17 protein-coding genes and 1 pseudogene are annotated in these 17,729 nt (G+C 66.5%); 7 read left to right on the top strand and 11 right to left on the bottom strand.

Annotated features, from left to right (window positions below; genetic code table 11):
• Window positions 1-72 precede the first annotated feature (72 nt).
• The 4 genes from nagA to ACFWPH_RS33480 all read right to left on the bottom strand — a co-directional run bounded on the left by nagA (window position 73) and on the right by ACFWPH_RS33480 (window position 4,046).
• Window positions 73-1,329 carry an N-acetylglucosamine-6-phosphate deacetylase gene (gene nagA / locus ACFWPH_RS33495; protein WP_378756307.1) on the bottom strand — a complete coding sequence of 419 codons (1,257 nt, stop codon included), beginning with the start codon at window positions 1,327-1,329 and terminating at the stop codon, window positions 73-75.
• On the bottom strand, window positions 1,326-2,390 hold the full coding sequence (locus ACFWPH_RS33490) for an SIS domain-containing protein (protein WP_378756306.1): 1,065 nt from the start codon (window positions 2,388-2,390) through the stop codon (window positions 1,326-1,328). The genes nagA and ACFWPH_RS33490 overlap by 4 nt, the downstream gene beginning before the upstream one ends.
• A complete protein-coding gene (locus tag ACFWPH_RS33485; protein WP_378756305.1) occupies window positions 2,387-3,349 on the bottom strand; it encodes an N-acetylglucosamine kinase in 963 nt (320 codons plus the stop codon). The genes ACFWPH_RS33490 and ACFWPH_RS33485 overlap by 4 nt, the downstream gene beginning before the upstream one ends.
• A gap of 91 nt (window positions 3,350-3,440) precedes the next feature.
• On the bottom strand, window positions 3,441-4,046 hold the full coding sequence (locus ACFWPH_RS33480) for a TetR/AcrR family transcriptional regulator (protein WP_378756304.1): 606 nt from the start codon (window positions 4,044-4,046) through the stop codon (window positions 3,441-3,443).
• A gap of 89 nt (window positions 4,047-4,135) precedes the next feature.
• Here ACFWPH_RS33480 and ACFWPH_RS33475 point away from each other — a divergent pair, with 89 nt between their 5' ends.
• The 6 genes and pseudogenes from ACFWPH_RS33475 to ACFWPH_RS33450 all read left to right on the top strand — a co-directional run.
• The gene (locus ACFWPH_RS33475; RefSeq protein WP_378756303.1) at window positions 4,136-5,407 is read left to right on the top strand and encodes an MFS transporter; all 1,272 of its coding nucleotides are present in this window, start codon (window positions 4,136-4,138) and stop codon (window positions 5,405-5,407) included.
• 11 nt (window positions 5,408-5,418) lie between these two features.
• Entirely contained in the window at window positions 5,419-7,080 is a 1,662-nt protein-coding gene (locus ACFWPH_RS33470) for a beta-N-acetylhexosaminidase (RefSeq protein WP_378756301.1), read from the top strand.
• Window positions 7,032-8,867, top strand: a complete 1,836-nt coding sequence (locus tag ACFWPH_RS33465) for a glycoside hydrolase family 3 protein (RefSeq protein ID WP_378756299.1) — start codon at window positions 7,032-7,034, stop codon at window positions 8,865-8,867. Before ACFWPH_RS33470 ends, ACFWPH_RS33465 begins: the two co-directional genes overlap by 49 nt.
• Before the next feature lie 4 nt (window positions 8,868-8,871).
• Window positions 8,872-9,798: an arginase family protein gene (locus tag ACFWPH_RS33460; protein WP_378756297.1), complete on the top strand. Its 927-nt coding sequence runs from the start codon at window positions 8,872-8,874 to the stop codon at window positions 9,796-9,798.
• A 413-nt stretch (window positions 9,799-10,211) separates the two neighbouring features.
• Window positions 10,212-11,819, top strand: coding sequence for an FAD-binding protein (locus ACFWPH_RS33455; protein WP_378756296.1), 1,608 nt, complete (start codon window positions 10,212-10,214; stop codon window positions 11,817-11,819).
• Between the two features lie 38 nt (window positions 11,820-11,857).
• Window positions 11,858-12,298, top strand: a pseudogene (locus ACFWPH_RS33450) (transposase); the annotation flags it as partial.
• Between the two features lie 339 nt (window positions 12,299-12,637).
• Here ACFWPH_RS33450 and ACFWPH_RS33445 read toward each other — a convergent pair.
• The 5 genes from ACFWPH_RS33445 to ACFWPH_RS33425 form a co-directional block, all read right to left on the bottom strand.
• Complete coding sequence (locus ACFWPH_RS33445; RefSeq protein ID WP_378756295.1) at window positions 12,638-12,952, bottom strand: hypothetical protein; 315 nt, start codon at window positions 12,950-12,952, stop codon at window positions 12,638-12,640.
• Between the two features lie 22 nt (window positions 12,953-12,974).
• Window positions 12,975-13,304, bottom strand: coding sequence for an integrase core domain-containing protein (locus ACFWPH_RS33440; RefSeq protein WP_378756294.1), 330 nt, complete (start codon window positions 13,302-13,304; stop codon window positions 12,975-12,977).
• 267 nt (window positions 13,305-13,571) lie between these two features.
• Window positions 13,572-14,567, bottom strand: coding sequence for a pirin family protein (locus ACFWPH_RS33435; protein ID WP_378756293.1), 996 nt, complete (start codon window positions 14,565-14,567; stop codon window positions 13,572-13,574).
• Window positions 14,564-15,037, bottom strand: a complete 474-nt coding sequence (locus tag ACFWPH_RS33430; protein ID WP_378756292.1) for a carboxymuconolactone decarboxylase family protein — start codon at window positions 15,035-15,037, stop codon at window positions 14,564-14,566. The genes ACFWPH_RS33435 and ACFWPH_RS33430 overlap by 4 nt, the downstream gene beginning before the upstream one ends.
• 56 nt (window positions 15,038-15,093) lie before the next feature.
• A complete protein-coding gene (locus tag ACFWPH_RS33425; RefSeq protein WP_378756290.1) occupies window positions 15,094-15,231 on the bottom strand; it encodes a hypothetical protein in 138 nt (45 codons plus the stop codon).
• Window positions 15,232-15,269: 38 nt separating this feature from the next.
• Here ACFWPH_RS33425 and ACFWPH_RS33420 point away from each other — a divergent pair, with 38 nt between their 5' ends.
• On the top strand, window positions 15,270-15,452 hold the full coding sequence (locus tag ACFWPH_RS33420) for a hypothetical protein (RefSeq protein WP_378756289.1): 183 nt from the start codon (window positions 15,270-15,272) through the stop codon (window positions 15,450-15,452).
• A 22-nt stretch (window positions 15,453-15,474) separates the two neighbouring features.
• Here ACFWPH_RS33420 and ACFWPH_RS33415 read toward each other — a convergent pair whose 3' ends face one another.
• A complete protein-coding gene (locus ACFWPH_RS33415) occupies window positions 15,475-16,317 on the bottom strand; it encodes an alpha/beta fold hydrolase (protein WP_378756288.1) in 843 nt (280 codons plus the stop codon).
• A gap of 21 nt (window positions 16,318-16,338) precedes the next feature.
• Window positions 16,339-17,625: a glutaminase gene (locus ACFWPH_RS33410; RefSeq protein WP_378756287.1), complete on the bottom strand. Its 1,287-nt coding sequence runs from the start codon at window positions 17,623-17,625 to the stop codon at window positions 16,339-16,341.
• Window positions 17,626-17,729 lie beyond the last annotated feature (104 nt).

The following is a 17,729-nucleotide window of genomic DNA, read 5'->3' as shown; positions in this document are numbered from 1 at the left end:
CCGGATCAGCCCGGAGAGGCTGCCCATAACGGCGTCGAGGCCACAGCGATCCGCGACTGACCGGCCTCGGCTTCATTTTTCTTTCGTCGTGACTTCCCGTGCTCTCACCGGCCCGGCTTCGGATGTCGATACCCTGTCTTCCGGAGCCATCTCGGCCTCGGGTTCCCATCGGCCGGCCGTGAGTACGCCGCGCACTTTCAGGTCCGCGTCCAAGACCACCAGGTCTGCTTTGTGCTCTGCCGCCAGGACGCCGATGTCGTGACGGCCGAGCAACGCGGCGGGGGTCGCGGTGGCGGCGGTGATCGCCTGCCGTAGGTCCAGCCCCACGGGTCCGACGCAGTACCGTACCGCTTCGCTGAGGGTGAGGGTGCTTCCCGCGATGGTGCATGAGCCTGCGACAAGCGGTCGCCCGCCCCGCAGTTCGACATCGAGCCCGCCCAGCGCGTAAGTGCCGTCGGGTTGCCCTGCAGCGGAGATCGCGTCGCTGACCAGTACCAGTCGCGCGGGGTTGTCAGCGAGTTGTCGCACCATCGCGGCGTGGACGTGGTGCCCGTCGGCGACGACTTCTGCGAACACTTCTGCCCGTTCCATCAGTGCTACCGCTGGGCCCGGCTCGCGGTGGTGGATGGGCCGCATCGCGTTGAACACGTGAGTTCCGATGCTCGCCCCGGCGGCCACCGCTGCCACCGTCTGTTCGTAGGTCGCGGCGGTGTGCCCCAGCGCCACACGCACACCCGCGTTCGCGATCCTGCGCACGGCGTCGAGTCCGCCGGGCAGTTCGGGCGCTAGAGTCACCGTGGTCAAGACACCGGACCCGGCATCGAGTAGCAGGTCCACATCGCCGGGCAGCGGCGGTGTCAGGGCTTGCGCCGCATGCGCCCCCCGGTGTTCGGGCGAGAGCCATGGGCCTTCCAGGTGGATTCCCCCGAGCTCGCCGCTACGTACCAGCTCGCCGAGGTCACGCAGTTGGGATTCCAGCGCGTCCAGCTGATCCGACACCAGGCTCGCGACCAGAGTTGTGGTCCCGTGCCGGCGGTGGTACGCCACGGCCGTGCGGGCGCTGTCGGGTCCCTCCTCGAAGGCCCCGCCACCGCCCCCGTGCACATGAGTGTCGATGAACCCCGGGACGACCGTAGCCCCGCGCGCGTCGACATCGGGGTCCGCCGGGGGAGCGCCCTGGCCGATCCGAGTGATCGCATCCCCACGCCACGCGACCCAGCCCGGCTCCAGCAGTAGGTGCGGCGTGATGATCCGGGCGCAGGACAGGATCTGTTCCCTCTCCGCTGCGCCGGCCTTCGGGTCGCGGCGGGAGGTGTCCGCGGTGCTCACCGTGTCTTGGTGATCTTGTTGAGGCCACGTGGGGCGTCGGGGTTCAGCCCGCGTGCCAGCGCAAGCTCACACGCCAGTCGCTGTAGCGGGATGATCTGTGTGATTGCCGCGAGGTCCTCCGGTAGTCCTTCCCCGGCTTGCACGAGCGGGCCGTCGAAGCCCGCCGGCCTGCCCGATGCGACCACTGTGAGGTGGGCGTCCGCGGCGCGGAGCTTGTCGAGCACCGGCAGCAGCGAGGTGCCCGCGGGGCCTTCGGGCACTATCGCGAGCACCGGATCGCCGGCATTCACCGCACCGATGGGTCCATGCAGCAGGTCGGCACCGGAGAATCCCTGGGCGGCGAGGTGGGCGGTCTCGACGAACTTGAGCGCGCCCTCGAGCGCGGTCGGGAACGAATACCCCCGGCCGACGAGCAGTAAGCGATTCGCGTCACTCAGTCGAGCGACCAGATCGCCCGGCACCGGCGCGGTCACCACCGTCTCGGCACGTTCGGGCAGCGCCGCGGCCGCCTCGCCGTCACGGCCCGCCATGGCCTCCACCAGCAGCCAGCACGCCAGCAGTTCGCTGGTGTAGGACTTAGTTGCGGGCACCGCCCGTTCCGGGCCTGCCTCGATGTCGAGTGCCAGGTGCACAGCCCCGGCCAGATCCGAGTCGGCCGCGTTCGTTATCGCGAGGGTGAATGCCCCCGCGTGGCGTGCGCTGCGGGTGGCCTCCACCAGATCGGGCGATCCACCCGACTGGCTGATCGCGATCCACAGTGCCCCTTCCACGCGGAGCGTGCGCTGATACACCGTGAAAACCGAGGGCGAGGCCAGCGCTACCACGATGCCCAACTTCACCTCGAGCAGGTGTTTGAGGTAGATGGCCGCGTGGTCACTGGTACCGCGCGCGGCTATTACCGCGAAAGGCCTGCGTTGCCCGTCGACCGCGGCGGCCGCACGGGCGAAGGTGCCGTCCTCGGCCTGCCGCAGTAGTTGCGCCAGCCGCTGCGGTTGTTCGGCGATCTCGGTGGCCATCGCTGTCGCCGGTGCGCTGTATGCCGGTGTGCTGCTTTTCGTCATAGTTCCGCCTTCGAATTCTCGTGTTGTTGTTTCGGCTCTCCTACTGCTCCTTCGGGCGCCGACGGCCCGCCTTCGCGCAGCATCCGCTCCGCCAAACGCATCGCTCCGTGGGCCGGGGATTGTTCGACCACCCGCACCGGCTCCAGTCCGGCTGCTGTGAGCTCTGCGGTAACCGCGTCCGCCAGCGCCCGGGCGTGACCCAGCACGCCACCCGCGAGCAGCACGGGCCCGCGCATTCCCGACGTCTCCGACGTGCGTTGGGCAATTCGCACCAACCCTCGCACCGCCGTGTCCACGATCGCTCGCGCGCCGGTGTCCCCGGAATCGGCAAGGGCCAGCACCGGCTCGGCGAGTCTCGCCCAGTACGCCCTGTCCGGCTCCAGATGGACAAGCCGTGACAAGGATCGCGGATCACGGACCCCCGTATGCTCCAGGACAACCGCCGCCAAGGCCGTCTGTGGGACGGCTCGATCGGTCTCGTCGAGCACGGCCCGGACCGCGTCCAGGGCGATCACGTATCCGCTGCCCTCGTCGCCGAGTAGTGGCCCCCAACCACCTGCCCGGAAAACGCACCCCTGGGCGTCGCGAGCCCAGGCCACCGAACCGGTGCCGGATATGAGCACGATCCCGGACTCCTCGCCGGCCGCCGCGAGCACCAAATCGGCATCGTGGAGCACTCGCACCGGGACGCTGGGAAAGCAGCGTTGGACCACTGCGTGCAACTGGGTGCGCGACGCTTCGTCATCCACGCCGGCAGACCCCGCACACACCGCCGCGACGCATTCCGATTCCACCCGCGCCGCCAAATCCTCGAACACCTCGCGGGCACCGTCTACCCCCACCGCATTGAGCCCGGCCGAAGGCAGGCGGACCGAATCGATGACCCGTCCACCGGCCGCGACCAGCATCCGCGTGGTGGAACCGCCGATATCGATACCGAGCACCACAGTAGGCCTCACAGATCACTCCTCATTGCTACGGTCGATACCGCGTGTGGGATCACGATTCATTGCACGACGACACCACTGAGCGCAGAATTTCCGGCACCCATCAGCCGCCCGGCGGATCCGGCTCGCTCCGCCGGGGCAAGGTCTCCAGCAGATACCGAACGGCGAGCCACTCGTCACCGCTTTCGGTCATATTCGTATCGGCTTCGCCGGCCGTGACCGACCTCAGGTGGCGCAGCCGAATGCCGTCGAGTAGTAATCCCATCAGGCGCAGCACATGGTCCGCGTTCACGAACTCACGTTCGATCCGCGGGCGCATCCGTTCGAGGGTGCGCTCATTGCGCCGCACGAAGTAATCGTGTGCGGGGTGGCCCGGGTCCAGCGCCTCGGCTTCGAGCGCATCGAAGCTCTCCGCTTCGCCGGCCCGGGCGGCGTAGTAGCCCCGGGCCGTACTGAACAGCTCGAGTAGCGGCAAGTTGCCGGCGTCGTCGAAGATCACGGCGAGATCGGTTTCGTCGCGGCGGTCGAGCACCGCCGCGAGCAGCGAGCCCATATCGGGGAAGTAGTGCATCAGACCGGGCGCGGACATCCCGCATCGCCGGGCTACCTCACGCAGGCTCAGCGCTCGGTAGCCGTCACTGGCGATCGCCTCCTGCGTGGTCGCGATGATCTCGGCGCGCCGCGCTTCGGGACTGAGTCGTCGGGCCACGGCGCCGGTCCCCTTTCTCGCACTTTCGTCGCGGTACTCGTAGAGTGTGCTTATCTTACGACTGTAATATATAGGCGAGAGGTCGTTCGTTGGCGAATCAACAACCCGAAACCGTGTTGGCGACGGGGCCGACCCCCAGCGCCCGGGTACCGCTATCACCCCAGCTGAAGCGGCTGTTCGGGTTCATCGTTCCGGTGAACCTCGCGATCTACATCGTGGTCGGCGCCATCCCCGGGGTGCTGCTTCCTCTGCAGGTGCAAGCGATCGATGAGGCCGACAAGGCTGCCAACCTGGCGCTGATCACCGGGGTCGGCGCCGCGGCCGCCATGATCACCGGCCCCGTGGTCGGCCTGCTGTCCGACCGCACCCGCACCCGATTCGGCCGCCGCACGCCCTGGCTGCTCGGTGGGGCGCTGACCACCGGCCTCGCACTGCTCGGCATGGGCTTCGCCAACGGAATCATCCAACTCGTCGTCGCGTGGACCATCACCCAGATCGCACTGAATTCCGTGATCAGCCCGCTGACAGCCCTGCTACCCGACCGGGTGCCCTCGGCCGTTCGGGGCCTGTTCTCGACGTGCTCGGGCATCGGAATGATGGTGGGCATCCTCGGCGGGCAGGTGGCCGGTGCGAAGTTGTCCGAACATTTGCAGGCCGCCTACTTGATCCTGCCCGGCATCATGCTGGTGGTCATCGTGCTGTTCACCATTGTGTGCCCGGATACCTCCTCGCGCGAGCGCGTCAACGAACCGTTTTCTCTCGTCGTGTTCATGAAAACGTTCTGGGTGAACCCCGTACGCCACCCCGACTTCTTCTGGGGGTTCGCCAGCAGGATCACGCTGTTCATCGGGTACTACGTGGTCTCGGGATACCAGCTCTACCTCCTCCAGGACTACATCGGCCTGGGCGAGGACGCGGTCGATGCGATCCCCCTGCTCGGTGCGGTCAACCTGATCGTGATGATCGTCGCGATCGGCGTTTCGGGACCACTGTCGGACCGCATGGGGCGCCGCAAACCGGTCGTGGCCTGCGCGGCGCTCATCATGGCAGCGTCGATGACGGTCCCACTGCTGATGCCGACACTGACCGGAATGCTCGTTCACACCGCGATCTGCAGTATCGGGTTCGGCACCTATATGGCCGTCGACGCCGCGCTCATGAGCGAGGTCCTGCCCTCCGAAGGGACATTCGCGAAAGATCTGGGCGTGTTGAACATCGCGGCCACGCTGCCTCAGACCGTCGGTCCCTTCGTAGCCGGCGCGATCGTGATCGCTCTCGGCTACTCCGCACTCTTCCCCGTCGCCATCGTGCTCGCGATCGTCGGCGCCGTCTGCGTCCTGCCCATCAAATCCGTTCGATAGGAAGGCCCGCCATGTCACTACCGCTCATCCCCGCACCCGCTCACCACGCACCGCAAGAGGGAACTTTCCAGGTCCGCACCGGTACGCCGGTCGTCGCCGAGCCGACCGAGATAGTGGCTGTCGCACGACAGTTCATCGAGGACGCGCGCGCCGACACCGGTATCGAACTCGAGGCGACACCACCATCGCCCGCACCGGCGATCGTCGTCGAGTTCGGCGACACGACTCTCGACTCCGTGGCACCGGCCACCGGAGCCCGCGCCGACCGCCTGTCGGCCGGTGATCTCGTCGACGAACGTTACGGGATCACCATCACCCCGCACGGGGTACGCATCTGGGCGACGACCACGGAGGGGGTGCACCGCGGTCTCACCTCGCTGCGCCAGCTCATCGCCACGCACGCACGTGACGGTCTGGCGAGTCTGCCTGCGCTCACGATCCTCGACGGACCCCGATTCGCCTGGCGCGGACTCTCTGTCGATGTCGTTCGTACCTTTCACGGGCCCGACACCGTGCGCCGGGTGATCGATATGTGCTCGTTGCACAAAGTGAATGTCCTGCACCTGCACCTCACCGACGACCAAGGCTGGCGGGTGGAGGTCCCGTCGCGGCCCGAGCTCACCGGGATCGGCGCCGCCGGCGCCGTCGACGATCGCCCAGGCGGCTTTTACACGCGTGCCGAACTGTCGGAACTCGTGGCATACGCGGCCGCCCGGTTCGTCACAATCGTGCCCGAAATCGATATGCCCGGCCACACCGGCGCGATCTTCCGGTCGTACCCGGAACTGGCACCGGCGCACCCGGTCACGAGCGAGCACAGCGGTGGCCTGGCCATCGGCACACTCGACCACGAACGCCCCGAGACATGGCGCTTCGTCGAGGACGTTCTCGACGCGGTCATCCCGCAATTCCCACAGAGCGCCTACCTTCACATCGGCGGTGACGAGGCATTCGGGATGGCCGACGAGGCACACGCGGCCTTCGTCGAACGCGTCACCGAACTCGTGCGCGCCCGCGGACGCCGGGTACTGGGCTGGCAAGAAATCGCCCGTGCCGCGCTGAGCAGCGACGAGACCGTGCAGTACTGGATGGACACCCGCGATATCGACTCCATGGCAAACAACGACACCTTGAAGTCGATGGTTCCGCCCGAGTACATGCCGCTGATCACCGAAGCGCTCGCCCATGCCGAGCACGACGTGCCCCGGGCGCTCGCCATGGGCGCCACGCTGCTGATCTCGCCGACCAGCCGCCTGTATTTCGACCGCCCGCACGCCCACGCCTCCCTCGCCGGCGAACAGGAAGACATGCGCGCACGCGTGGGACTTCGGGTCTACCCAGCGCTATCGCTGCGCGACGGAGTCGAATGGGATCCGATCACCGACACCCCCGGTATCTCCGAGGAGAGCTCGGTCGCCGGCGTCGAGGCCGCGATCTGGTGCGAAACCATCACCAACCGCGACGAACTCGAGTTCATGCTCCTGCCACGGCTCAGCGGTCTCGCCGAGAAGGCGTGGGCAACGGCCGGTCCCACCGAGTGGGCGCCCTACGCCGAACGTCTCGCCGCGCAGTCCGCGATATGGGATGCCCGTGGCTGGAACTGGTTCGCCTCGGACGAGGTCCCGTGGCAGCGCACACCGACGCCGAACCCGACTACCGAGAAAGCGCAGTGATCATGACCGACCAAACCGCTCAGTTCCCTTTTCAGGACTCGTCACTTCCCGTCGGCAACCGGGTCGAGGACCTGCTGTCTCGCATGGACGACGCCGACAAAGCCGGCCTGCTGTTTCACACGATGGTGGCCGTGGCCGACCTCGACGAACCGAATGCGATGTTCGGCCTGCCCTCGGTGGCGAGCCTGATCCACGACAATCGGATGAACCATTTCAACCTGCTCGGCTCCGCTCCCAGCGGACGCGAGTTCGCGGCCTGGCACAACGAGGCGCAGCGCCTCGCGCGCCGCCTGCCGCTGGGCATCCCGATCACCTTCTCCACCGACCCACGGCATTCGTTCACCGACAATCCCGGCGCCTCCATGCTGGCCGGACCTTTCTCGCAATGGCCGGAATCGCTGGGGCTGGCCGCCATCGGTTCGGCCGAACGGGTCCAGCGCTTCGCCGATATCGCCAGGCGCGAGTACCTCGCGGTCGGTCTGCGGGTGGCTCTGCACCCACAGATCGACTTGACGACCGAACCGAGATGGTCACGGATCAACGCGACCTTCGGCGAGGACGCCGAACTGACCGCACGCCTGGTCGCCGGATACATTCGCGGTTTCCAGGGCGAAAAGCTCGGAACAAAGTCGGTGTCGACAATGGCCAAGCATTTCCCCGGCGGCGGACCGCAGAAAGACGGGGAGGACCCGCATTTCGCCTACGGCCGCGAGCAGGTGTATCCCGGAGGCAACTTCGAGTACCACCTGAAGCCGTTCGCCGCCGCGATCGAGGCGGGTGTCGCGCAGATGATGCCGTACTACGGCATGCCGGTGGGTACCGAGTACGAGGAGGTAGGCTTCGGCTTCAATCGCTCGGTCATCCAGGGATTGCTTCGCGACCGCTTCGGGTTCGACGGCATCGTATGCACCGACTGGGGTCTGATCACCGGGTCGGATGCCATGCCCGCCCATGCCTGGGGCGTCGAACATCTCACTCGTGCGCAACGGATGCTGATGATCCTCGACGCCGGTGTCGATCAATTCGGCGGCGAAGTGTGCACCGACGTTCTGCTGGACCTGCTCGCGGCGGGCACCCTCACGCGCGAACGACTCGACACCTCCGTGCGGCGCCTGCTGCGCGAGAAGTTCACCCTCGGCCTGTTCGAGGATCCTTTCGTCGACGAGGACCGCGCCCACGCCGTGGTCGGCGACGCGGAATTCGTCGCGGCGGGGTTGGACGCGCAAAGCGATTCACTGACTCTGCTCACAAATCGGGACCAGATACTGCCACTCGGTCGCGGCCTGCGCGTCTACACCGAAGGCATGGATGCGCAGGTGCTGCGCGACTACGCGGAGGTTGCCGCGACTCCAGCCGAAGCAGATGTGGCGATCGTGCGCGTCAAAGCTCCCTACGAGCCCCGCCCCAACGGCTTCGAGGCATACTTCCACACCGGCTCACTCGAATTCCCCGCCACCGAACTGGAACGACTCGACACCATCGCCGCGACCGTGCCGACCGTGATCGACATCTACCTGGAGCGCCCCGCGGTACTCGGCGGCCTGGAAGACAGCGCAGTGGCCGTGATCGGTAACTACGGAGCGTCGGACACCGCGCTGTTGCGGGTCCTGTTCGGCGAACGTGGCCCGCAGGGATCGCTCCCATTCGACCTGCCCCGGTCGATGGACGCGGTGGTGGCCGGCCGTTCGGACGTGCCGTTCGACACCGACGAACCCACCTTCCGGTTCGGACATGGTTTGCGCTACCGAGGCGAGGGCAACCTCCCCGCACAGCTGTTGGAAGGATGATCTCATGGCCGACCGCGACGTACCGCGCACAACCGCCGCAGAGCATCTGCGGCTCATCTGGCCACAGTGGCAGGGCGGGGGCACCGCCAGCATCGAGTCGTTCGCCCCGGAGTTCCCGCTCGACATCGCACGCCGTGGATACGCCGTGGGCACGGCCGTCCTGGAAACTGTGCTGCCATCGCACGACGGCCCGACCGCCACCGTGCCGGTGACCATGTCCGACGACGGGCGGGAAATGCAGGACGGCGTCGAAGCCAAGGCGATCGTCCTCGAACAGCTCGTGAGCGCCCTGCGGATCATCCGCCGCCATGATCCCGCGCGGATCACGACCCTCGGCGGTGAGTGTTCGGTGAGTGTGGCCGCCTTCTCCGAACTCGCCCACCGTTACGGCACCGATCTCGCCGTCGTCTGGATCGACTCCCACCCCGACATCGGCACTCCCCGAAGTGAGTATCCCGGCTATCACGCGATGGCCGTCGCGACCATCACCGGCCACGGCGACCCGGACATACACAACCTCCTGTCGGCGACCGTGCCACCGAATCGCCTCGCCCTGGCCGGGCTGCACTCGTGGACCGACGACGACATCCCCAATGTGGCCGAATGGGGAATCCACTCCTTCGGCCCGGATGATCTGCGCACGTCCACCCAGCCCCTGCTCGACTGGATCGCGGATACCGGCTGCTCGCGAGTGGCTATCCACTTCGACGTCGACGCCGTCGACAGCAACGAGATCGTGCTCGGTCTGGGGCCCGAGCCGGACGGTCTCACCAGCAACGAGGTGCGTCGAATAGTCGCCGACGTCAGCGGCGCGGCCGACGTCGTCGCACTGACGATCGCCGAGTTCATCCCCAGGCAGGTCATGCGTTTGCAACAGATCCTGAGCGACTTTCCACTGTTGTCCGACACCTCAGCTGCATCGGCCGACTGACCGGCAGTTCCGCCGGTGCGCAATCGCAGCACCTACCGATCACTTGTTCATCAGTGCTCCTCGCCTCCGGCCCGACAGTGCTTTGCGCTGATCATCCGGCCCAGAACTCGGCGTTTATCGCTGTCGACGCGCGGCTGAACCTGCAGGTCGTGCTACTTGCATCGTGGCGACTCGGTGCTGTCCATGACGAACAACACGACGAACGACCGCCGCCCATGCCGCATCACGCCGGCCCGCGCGAGGCGCACAGTGGTTCACCACTCGGCCCGGCACCCTGCAGTCGCTCGTCCGTCCCGAGCCGTGTTCGCCGGTTTGGTGGTGTGACTGGGTGGTTCGATACGGTGCACGCACCCATTTCTAGAACGCGTTATAGTTTTCGATATTGCCTATCGTCATTCGGAAAGGTGGTCACGGTGGCGCGAACCTGGGACTCTTCGGCCGATGTGGTGGTCGTCGGATACGGCGGAGCGGGCGTCGTGGCGGCGCTGGCTGCACGGGAATCCGGGGCCGAGGTGCTTGCGCTGGACCGGTATGTCGGTGGCGGTGCGACCGCGTTGTCGGGCGGCATTATCTACGCGGGAGCGGGTACCTGGGTGCAGCGCGCAGCCGGTGTCGAGGACGACGTGGAGAATATGCTCGCGTACCTGCGGGCCGAGATCGGTGACACGGTGAGCGAGGCGACGCTGCGGCGGTTCTGCGAGGAGTCGCCGGCGATGATCGACTGGCTGACTCGGCACGGTGTCCCCTTCCAGGCTTCGCTGTGCCCGTTCAAGACCTCCTATCCCACCGACGACTACTACCTGTACTACTCGGGTAGTGAGAACTCCGGCGGCTTCCGGAGCGCCGCGATACCGCGCCAGCGTGGGCACCGCGCGCACGGTCGCGGGGTATCGGGCAAGAAGGTGTTCGCACCGCTCGCCGACGCGGCCGCCGCGCGTGGCGTCCGGGTCCGGACCGGTACCAGGGTGACCCGGCTGATCACCGAAGACGGCCGGGTGACCGGTGTGGAAGCGACCACGATCAGCGGCGCGCCCCTCGCGGTGCGGCGCCGGTTCGCCGCACTGGCGAAGCTGTCCGCGAAGCCCGGTGTCTATCATCCGGGTCTGCGCAAGGCGGTGCAGGCGTTGCTGGACCGCATCGAGCGACGATACGGCGTTGCGCAGCGGATTCAGGCACGGTCAGGGGTCATCCTGACTACCGGTGGCTTCATCGCCAACGGTGAGATGGTCCGCCGGTATGCCCCGGACTATCCGTGGGCCGAGGGCCTGCCGCTGGGTACTGCCGCCGACGACGGCAGCGGCATCATCATGGCCCAGGCACTCGGCGCGGCCACCAGCGGGATGGAGGAGATGTCGACGTGGCGGTTCATCGCCCCGTCGAGCGCCTTCTACGGTGCGATCGCGGTGAACGTCGACGGGCAGCGGCTGATCGACGAATCCCGCTATGGCGCAGCGCTGGGCCAGACCATCGCCGCGGCTCCTGGCCACCGGGCCTGGCTGCTTGTGGACGACAGTCTGCTCGCCGAGGCACGCCGCCAGATCGGCGAGCAGTCGGTGTGGTTCCAGCGGATGCAGGCCGAGTGGTTGCTGCGTTTCGAGCGGGTGCGAGGCCACAGCGTGGGCGAGGTCGCCGCCCGCGCCGGGGTCGACCCGGCGGGTCTGCGCGCGACGGTCGACGCACACAACGATGCGATCGAGAACAACGTGCCCGATCCACTGGGTAAACCCGACGCCTTCCGTCGTCCGGTGGGCTCGGGTCCCTACACGCTGCTGGACATTTCGTTCAAGTCTCGGCTCAGCTACCCGATGCCGATGCTCACTTTGGGCGGCCTGCGGGTCGACGAGGACACCGGTGCCGTGCGGACCGAGTCCGGTACGACGATCCCCGGTCTGTATGCCGCGGGCCGCGCCGCTGTCGGTCTCTGCACGAGCTCATATGTCAGCGGCCTGTCGCTGGCCGACTGCGTCTACTCGGGCAGACGCGCGGGCGCACAAGTGGTGCAGGGGGGCGCCACCCACTGACCGTGTCGTAGGTGGCGACCGGCCGCTGGTCGGATCTCGAACAGGCTGCACCGGGGCCATTGAAATCGAGGTCGAAGGTGTCCTCGGAACGGGATACCCGCTCCGGCAGCCGGTTCGCGACCGATTACGGGGCGAAGTATCCGAAAGCTGTCGCCAAGATCGTCGACGACGCCGATGTGCTGCTGGAGTTATCCATGTATCCGGCCGAACACTGGATCCACCTGCTTACGACGAATTCGATCGAATCCACCTTCGCGACAGTGAGATTGAGGATCAAGGTCATGAAGGGGCCGGGGTCGCGGGCGGCAGGCATCGCGATGGCCTACAAGCTGATCGAAGCTGCCCAGGCCCGCTGGCGGAAGGTGAACGCGCCGGACATGGTCGCGCCTGTCCGTGCTGGGGCCGTGTTCCACAAGGGCAAGCTCCTCGAACGACCCCGCGAGATCACCCCGGCATCGTCAGCGGACCCAGCCGAAACCACCCGGAAGGAGGTCGCTGAAACTCGCCGATCCACAGGATTTGACAATATCTCTGACGAAGGACATACGCGAGACCGGCATAAGGTGGCCCGGGGCGTCTGAAATCGACACACTCATCGCTCGCATCAAGATCACCGGCCCCGACACCATCGGCCCCGTATTCCGAATCCCCCAATCCGCCACCGACCCCGACACACCGCCAACGCCCACACAAACACCTTCGGGCGCTGACCAGCGGCAAACCGTCGGTCAGCGCCCCGGAGGCCTGGTTCGGACAACTCTTAATTTGTGGGCCTAACGCTAACTAGTCCGAAACATCCGACGGCCGACGGCCCCGAACTAAATATCAAACCGATCGGTTCGACACGTCATCTCAACGACATTCAGGTTCAGAACCTGATCGCGGGCTACGAAGCCGGGGCAACCGTATACGAGCTGGGAGAACGGTTCGGGATCGAGCGGAAAGCGGTCAGCCGGATCCTGCATCACCATCAAGTGCCGATGCGCCGCCGTGGCCTGACAACCGAGCAAGTGGACGAGGCAATCCACCTCTACGGCATGGGCTGGTCCCTCGCCCGAGTCGGCAAGCACCTCGGCGTCGACGGGACAACGGTCCTGAACAAGCTCCGCGAACGTGGGATACTGAACCGTCACGGGTTGGGGACCGGCTTCGGTTTCAGACCAGCGCCGGTCGGCGTGGCAGGTTTTGAGCGTAGTACGCGGCTTCGTACTCGGCCGGGGTCAGGTAGTCCAGCCGGGAATGTAGGCGCGCGTTGTTGTACCAGTCGCACCACTCCATGAGCGCGAACTCGACCTCGGTCACGGTCTTGAACGGGCCGTGCCGGTTGACGACCTCGGTTTTGAACAGGCCGATGATCGACTCGGCCAAGGCGTTGTCGTAGGCGTCGCCAACCGTTCCGATCGACGCCGAAAGACCCTGAACAGCAAGTGATTCGGTGAACTTGACCGACGTGTATTGCTCAGGTTCAACCGGTGGACGCAACACCCGAGGTCATGGAGGGTGTTGTGGGAAGGCCGTCGGATTGGATGCGGGAGGTCACCGGGCGAGCGCCGATGCGGTCGCCGGGGGCTCCCGGGCTTCCGCGGTCGGTGGAGCGCCTGTTCTGGGACAAGATCGCCGAGGGCCTGCTACCAGCGGAAGCTGGTGTCGCAGTTGGGGTATCGCCTGTCAAGGGAAGTCGGTGGTTCCGCGATGCTGGCGGGATGTCACCGTATTCCTGGAGTCGGCCCGGCGGCCGTTTCTTGTCGTCCGTTACTCGCGCGGGAGCAGTCTGGAGTTCGGCAGCGGTGGCGCCGGTAGGGGCGACGGATTGCCGGGCGGGAATTCGCCGAACAGCGCAGGCTTGCCGACGTCCCGCGGGTCGGCCGGTTCGAAACCGAGCTCGGCCTGGTAGCGGCGCCGGTATTCGACGATCTCGTCGTGATCGCGGCCGATGAAGTTCCACCACATCACGATCTGCTCCCGCAACGGGACACCGCCCAGCAGGATCACGCGGGCTTCGGTATCGCCCGCGGTGATGACCAGAGTCTCGGATCCGGGAGGTATGTAGGCGAGTGAGCGGTGGCCGGCGACGGTCGAATTCACCGTGACCTCGGCGCTCTCGGCGAGGATGGCGTGTTCGAAATCCGCCCGCACGGGTAGCCGTGCCGAGGCGCCGGGCTCGAGGATCAGTTCGGCGCCCAGCAGGCCCGGTGTGCGGGTGTCTACTGGGGAGACCGAACCGAGAAGCGCGCCGAGGAACACGCGTGCCGTGACTCCGGGCAGTGTCACCGGTTCCGGCGTGTAATGCGCGAAGGTGTTCTCGCTGAACCGCGTCTGGTCCGGCAGCGCGTACCAGAGTTGCACGCCGTGCAGGGTGCTCGTCTCGGGGTTGCTGATTTCCTGATGGGTGATGCCGCGGCCCGCGATCATCAGATTGAGCTCGCCCGGCACGACCGAGGCCGCGTTGCCGCCGGAGTCAAGGTGCTCGACTCGTCCGGTGAACAGCCAGGACACCGTCGCTAGCCCGGTGTGTGGATGTCGCGGCATCTGCATGCCACCGGTTCGCGAGACGTCATCGGGACCGTAGTGGTCCAGAAAGCACCACGCCCCCACGAGCGACCGCTGCCGCTGCGGGAGGGTCCGGTACACGGTCATCTCCCGTACACCGCCGAGGGGCACGAGGCGCGGTTCGAGGACCTCTACGGCCGTGCACGGCTGCCCGTGATCGAGGACTTCCAGATCGGGGCTCGCCTCGAAGTTGCTCATCGGATGATCTTCCCTTCGGTATCGCGGGGACGCACGACATGACGGCTGAGTATCGAGATTCGGTTGAACGCGTTGATCGTGGCCGCCACCCATTCGGCTGCGACGAATACCTCGTCGCCGAGAACCGAGCGGGCACCGGCAAGATCGGCATCCGACTCGTCGGTGGTGGGGAGCGCGGTGGCGGCTTCGGCCACCGCGAGTACGGCCCGCTGCCGCTCATCGAACAGTGCGGTTTCCCGCCAGGCGGGCAGCAGGTCGAGTTGCTGCTGCGCTATCCCGGCCCGTCGCGCCTCGCGCGCATGCAGATCCACGCAGAACGCGCACGCGTTGAGCTGCGAGGCACGTAATTTGATGAACTCGGACTCCTGCGCTGAGAGTCCGCGCTGTAACGCTGCTTCGCGAATCGCCGACGAGAACGCTCCCGCCGCCTGCCATGCTTCGGGCATGACCTTGTCCAGAGCCGGACGCATCAGGTCTCCATTTCCTCGGGTGAGGGCACATACCCGTGTTCCGCTTTCCAGTACATTCATCGGGGCGCTACCAGCGTCGGATCCGTGTCGTGCGCGGCGACGCGCAGTTCCGTCCGATCGACGATACGGGCGGCCGATTCTGCGGCGACCACTGGTTCTGTGGCCGCTTCGCCCTCGGCGATGCTGCTTGCCACGAGGCTCCCCGCCATCGGATACGCGATGGGGTTCGAGAATGCCACGGGGGCCCTTCACCGCGTTCCAGGCGAAGCGTGCCGCGAGCGATCGCTCGGGTGTGGCGGTCGCCGCGAAGTATCGCTCCCAGATCGCTTTCGGGGCCGCGCCGAGCCCGAAGGTCTCGTCATTGCGTGCTATCCAGTTCATCGACGAGCAGCGACGGCGGAGGACAACCATGTGACTACCCTCCGCCCATCGGCGTTCTACTTTGCGAGGAACGAGTGCAGGGCGGTATCGACCTCATCGGCGTGCGTCCAGAGCAGACCGTGAGGGGCACCGTCGACTTCCACATACTCGGCTTCGGGGAACGCGGCGTGGAAGCGGCGCCCGGTGGCGTCGATGGGAAGGATGTTGTCCTTGGTGCCGTGCAGGATCAGCGAGGGCTTGCCGCTGGCTCGCACCGCCTCGACATCACCGCGGAAATCCTCGATCCAGCACGGGACCACCGCGTACGCGGCGACCGGCGCGCTGCCGATCGCCACATTCCAACTAGCGGTGACGGCCTCCTGGCTGATCCGCGAGCCGAGGTTCTCATCCAGATTGTAGAAGTCCTGGTAGAACTGCGTGAACCAGGCGTACCGGTCACCCTTCGCCGCCGCGGCGATGCCGTCGAAGGTCTCCTGCGGCATCCCGTCCGGGTTGTCGTCACGGGCGACGAGGAATGGCTCGAGCGAGGCGAGGAACGCGAGTTTCGCCACGCGCTCGTGCCCGTATCGGGCCACGTAGCGGGCCAGTTCGCCGGTGCCCATCGAGAAACCGACCAGCACGACATCGCGCAGGTCCAAGGTCTCCAGCACCGTGTTCAGGTCCGCGGCGAAGGTGTCGTAGTCGTAGCCGGCGTTCACCTTGGTGGACTGCCCGAACCCACGACGGTCATAGGTGATGACCCGGTACCCGGACGCGAGCAGTTCGCGGGTTTGCCGCTCCCAGCTGTGCCCGTTCAGCGGGTAGCCGTGGATGAGGACGACCGGCTGCCCCGCGCCCTGGTCCTCGTAATATAGCTCGACCGGCGTGCTGTTCTCGTTCCCTACGGTGATGTACCCCACAGTCTTCCCTTTCGCTACGGGTCAGCTCGACACTGACAACTCGAGTTGTTCAACGTTTCCTACGACGGTGACTCGGCCGCCATCGCCCGGATCGGGATCGGGGATGATCGATTCCGGGTCGACGAGGTAGACCTCGTGGCCGTCCAGCGTGAGCCGGCGCGCGACCTCCAGCAGCATGCGCCGGGCCACGTCGTCGATCGAATAGACCATCGTGAGGTCCAACGCCACCCTGGCTTCGGTGGGCGCAGTGTCCATGACTTCCCGAACGACTCGCTCGGCGGCGGCGAAGCCGATTCCACCTTGCAGTTGGATCACCCGAATGGCGTTCTTTGCGCGGCCGACGACATGGTCGAATCGCACGACCGCACGCGCGGCGGGCGGGACCTCCATCACGTGCAGACCCATATCGGCGGAGAATCGTTCGAACAATGACACGCCGCGCACGCTGTTTCCGTGACGGTCCAGCCGTGGTGAGAACGTGGCGATACCGATCTGTCCGGGGAGTGCACCGATCAGGCCCCCGGCCACCCCGCTCTTCGCCGGAATGCCGACCTGTGTCGCCCAGTCACCGGCCGCGTCATACATTCCGCAGGTGGACATGACGCTCAGTACCTGACGCACGACCGGTTCGGGTATCACTTGCTCACCCGAGAGCGGATTGATCCCGCGGTTGGCCAGCGTCGCGGCCATGACGGCCAGGTCTCGCGTGGTGACCAGCACGGAGCACTGACGGGTATAGCCGTCGACGATTGTCCTCGGGTCCTCGGTGAGGATGTTGTGGCTGCGAAGCATATGCGCGATGGCGAGGTTGCGGTGCGCGTACTTCAACTCCGAAGCGCACACCACCTCGTCCATCGTCAGTCGGCGGCCGGCGAACGCCGAAAGGCCGCCGACCACCCGCTCCACACGTTCTGCTGGAGTCAGTTCCGCCGAGCCGGCGAGCGAGTGCGCGGTGATCGCCCCGGCGTTGATCATGGGATTGCGGGGGCGGCCGGTATCGCCCTCGAGGGAGATCTCGTTGAACGCCTCGCCCGATGGCTCGACACCGACCTTGGCCAGCACCGTGTCGAAACCGCGATCTGCCAGTGCCAGCGCGTAAGTGAACGGTTTGGAGATCGATTGGATCGTGAACTCGGTATCGATATCGCCGGCACCGTAGACCTCGCCGTCGACGGTGGCGAAGACCGCGCCGAGGCGCTCGGGATCCGCCGCGGCGAGTTCGGGAATGTATCCTGCCGGCTCGCCGGAGATGTCCGGTGCTACTTCTGCGAGTGCCTCGGTGACGTAGTCGGGAATGATTGACCGCATTCGTCCTCTCCTGCCGCTGTGCCGCTGCTGGGCTGTGCCGTCGACGCCGAGGTCGGCGTGGTGGACCTTCCTGAGGTTTGCTGCCGCCGCACCGGATCACCACG

It is taken from the genome of Nocardia sp. NPDC058499, from assembly GCF_042719915.1.
GTDB lineage: Bacteria > Actinomycetota > Actinomycetes > Mycobacteriales > Mycobacteriaceae > Nocardia.
The sequence above is the reverse complement of the archived record's forward strand: the minus strand, read 5'-3'. Positions and strand labels throughout refer to the sequence as shown.

Coding starts and splice junctions, on each gene's coding strand:
- ACFWPH_RS33490 (WP_378756306.1), bottom strand. CDS start 2,390: ATGACGAAAAGCAGCACACCGGCATACAGCGCACCGGCGACAGCGATG.
- ACFWPH_RS33470 (WP_378756301.1), top strand. CDS start 5,419: ATGTCACTACCGCTCATCCCCGCACCCGCTCACCACGCACCGCAAGAG.
- ACFWPH_RS33460 (WP_378756297.1), top strand. CDS start 8,872: ATGGCCGACCGCGACGTACCGCGCACAACCGCCGCAGAGCATCTGCGG.
- ACFWPH_RS33435 (WP_378756293.1), bottom strand. CDS start 14,567: ATGAGCAACTTCGAGGCGAGCCCCGATCTGGAAGTCCTCGATCACGGG.
- ACFWPH_RS33430 (WP_378756292.1), bottom strand. CDS start 15,037: ATGCGTCCGGCTCTGGACAAGGTCATGCCCGAAGCATGGCAGGCGGCG.
- ACFWPH_RS33420 (WP_378756289.1), top strand. CDS start 15,270: ATGCCACGGGGGCCCTTCACCGCGTTCCAGGCGAAGCGTGCCGCGAGC.
- ACFWPH_RS33410 (WP_378756287.1), bottom strand. CDS start 17,625: ATGCGGTCAATCATTCCCGACTACGTCACCGAGGCACTCGCAGAAGTA.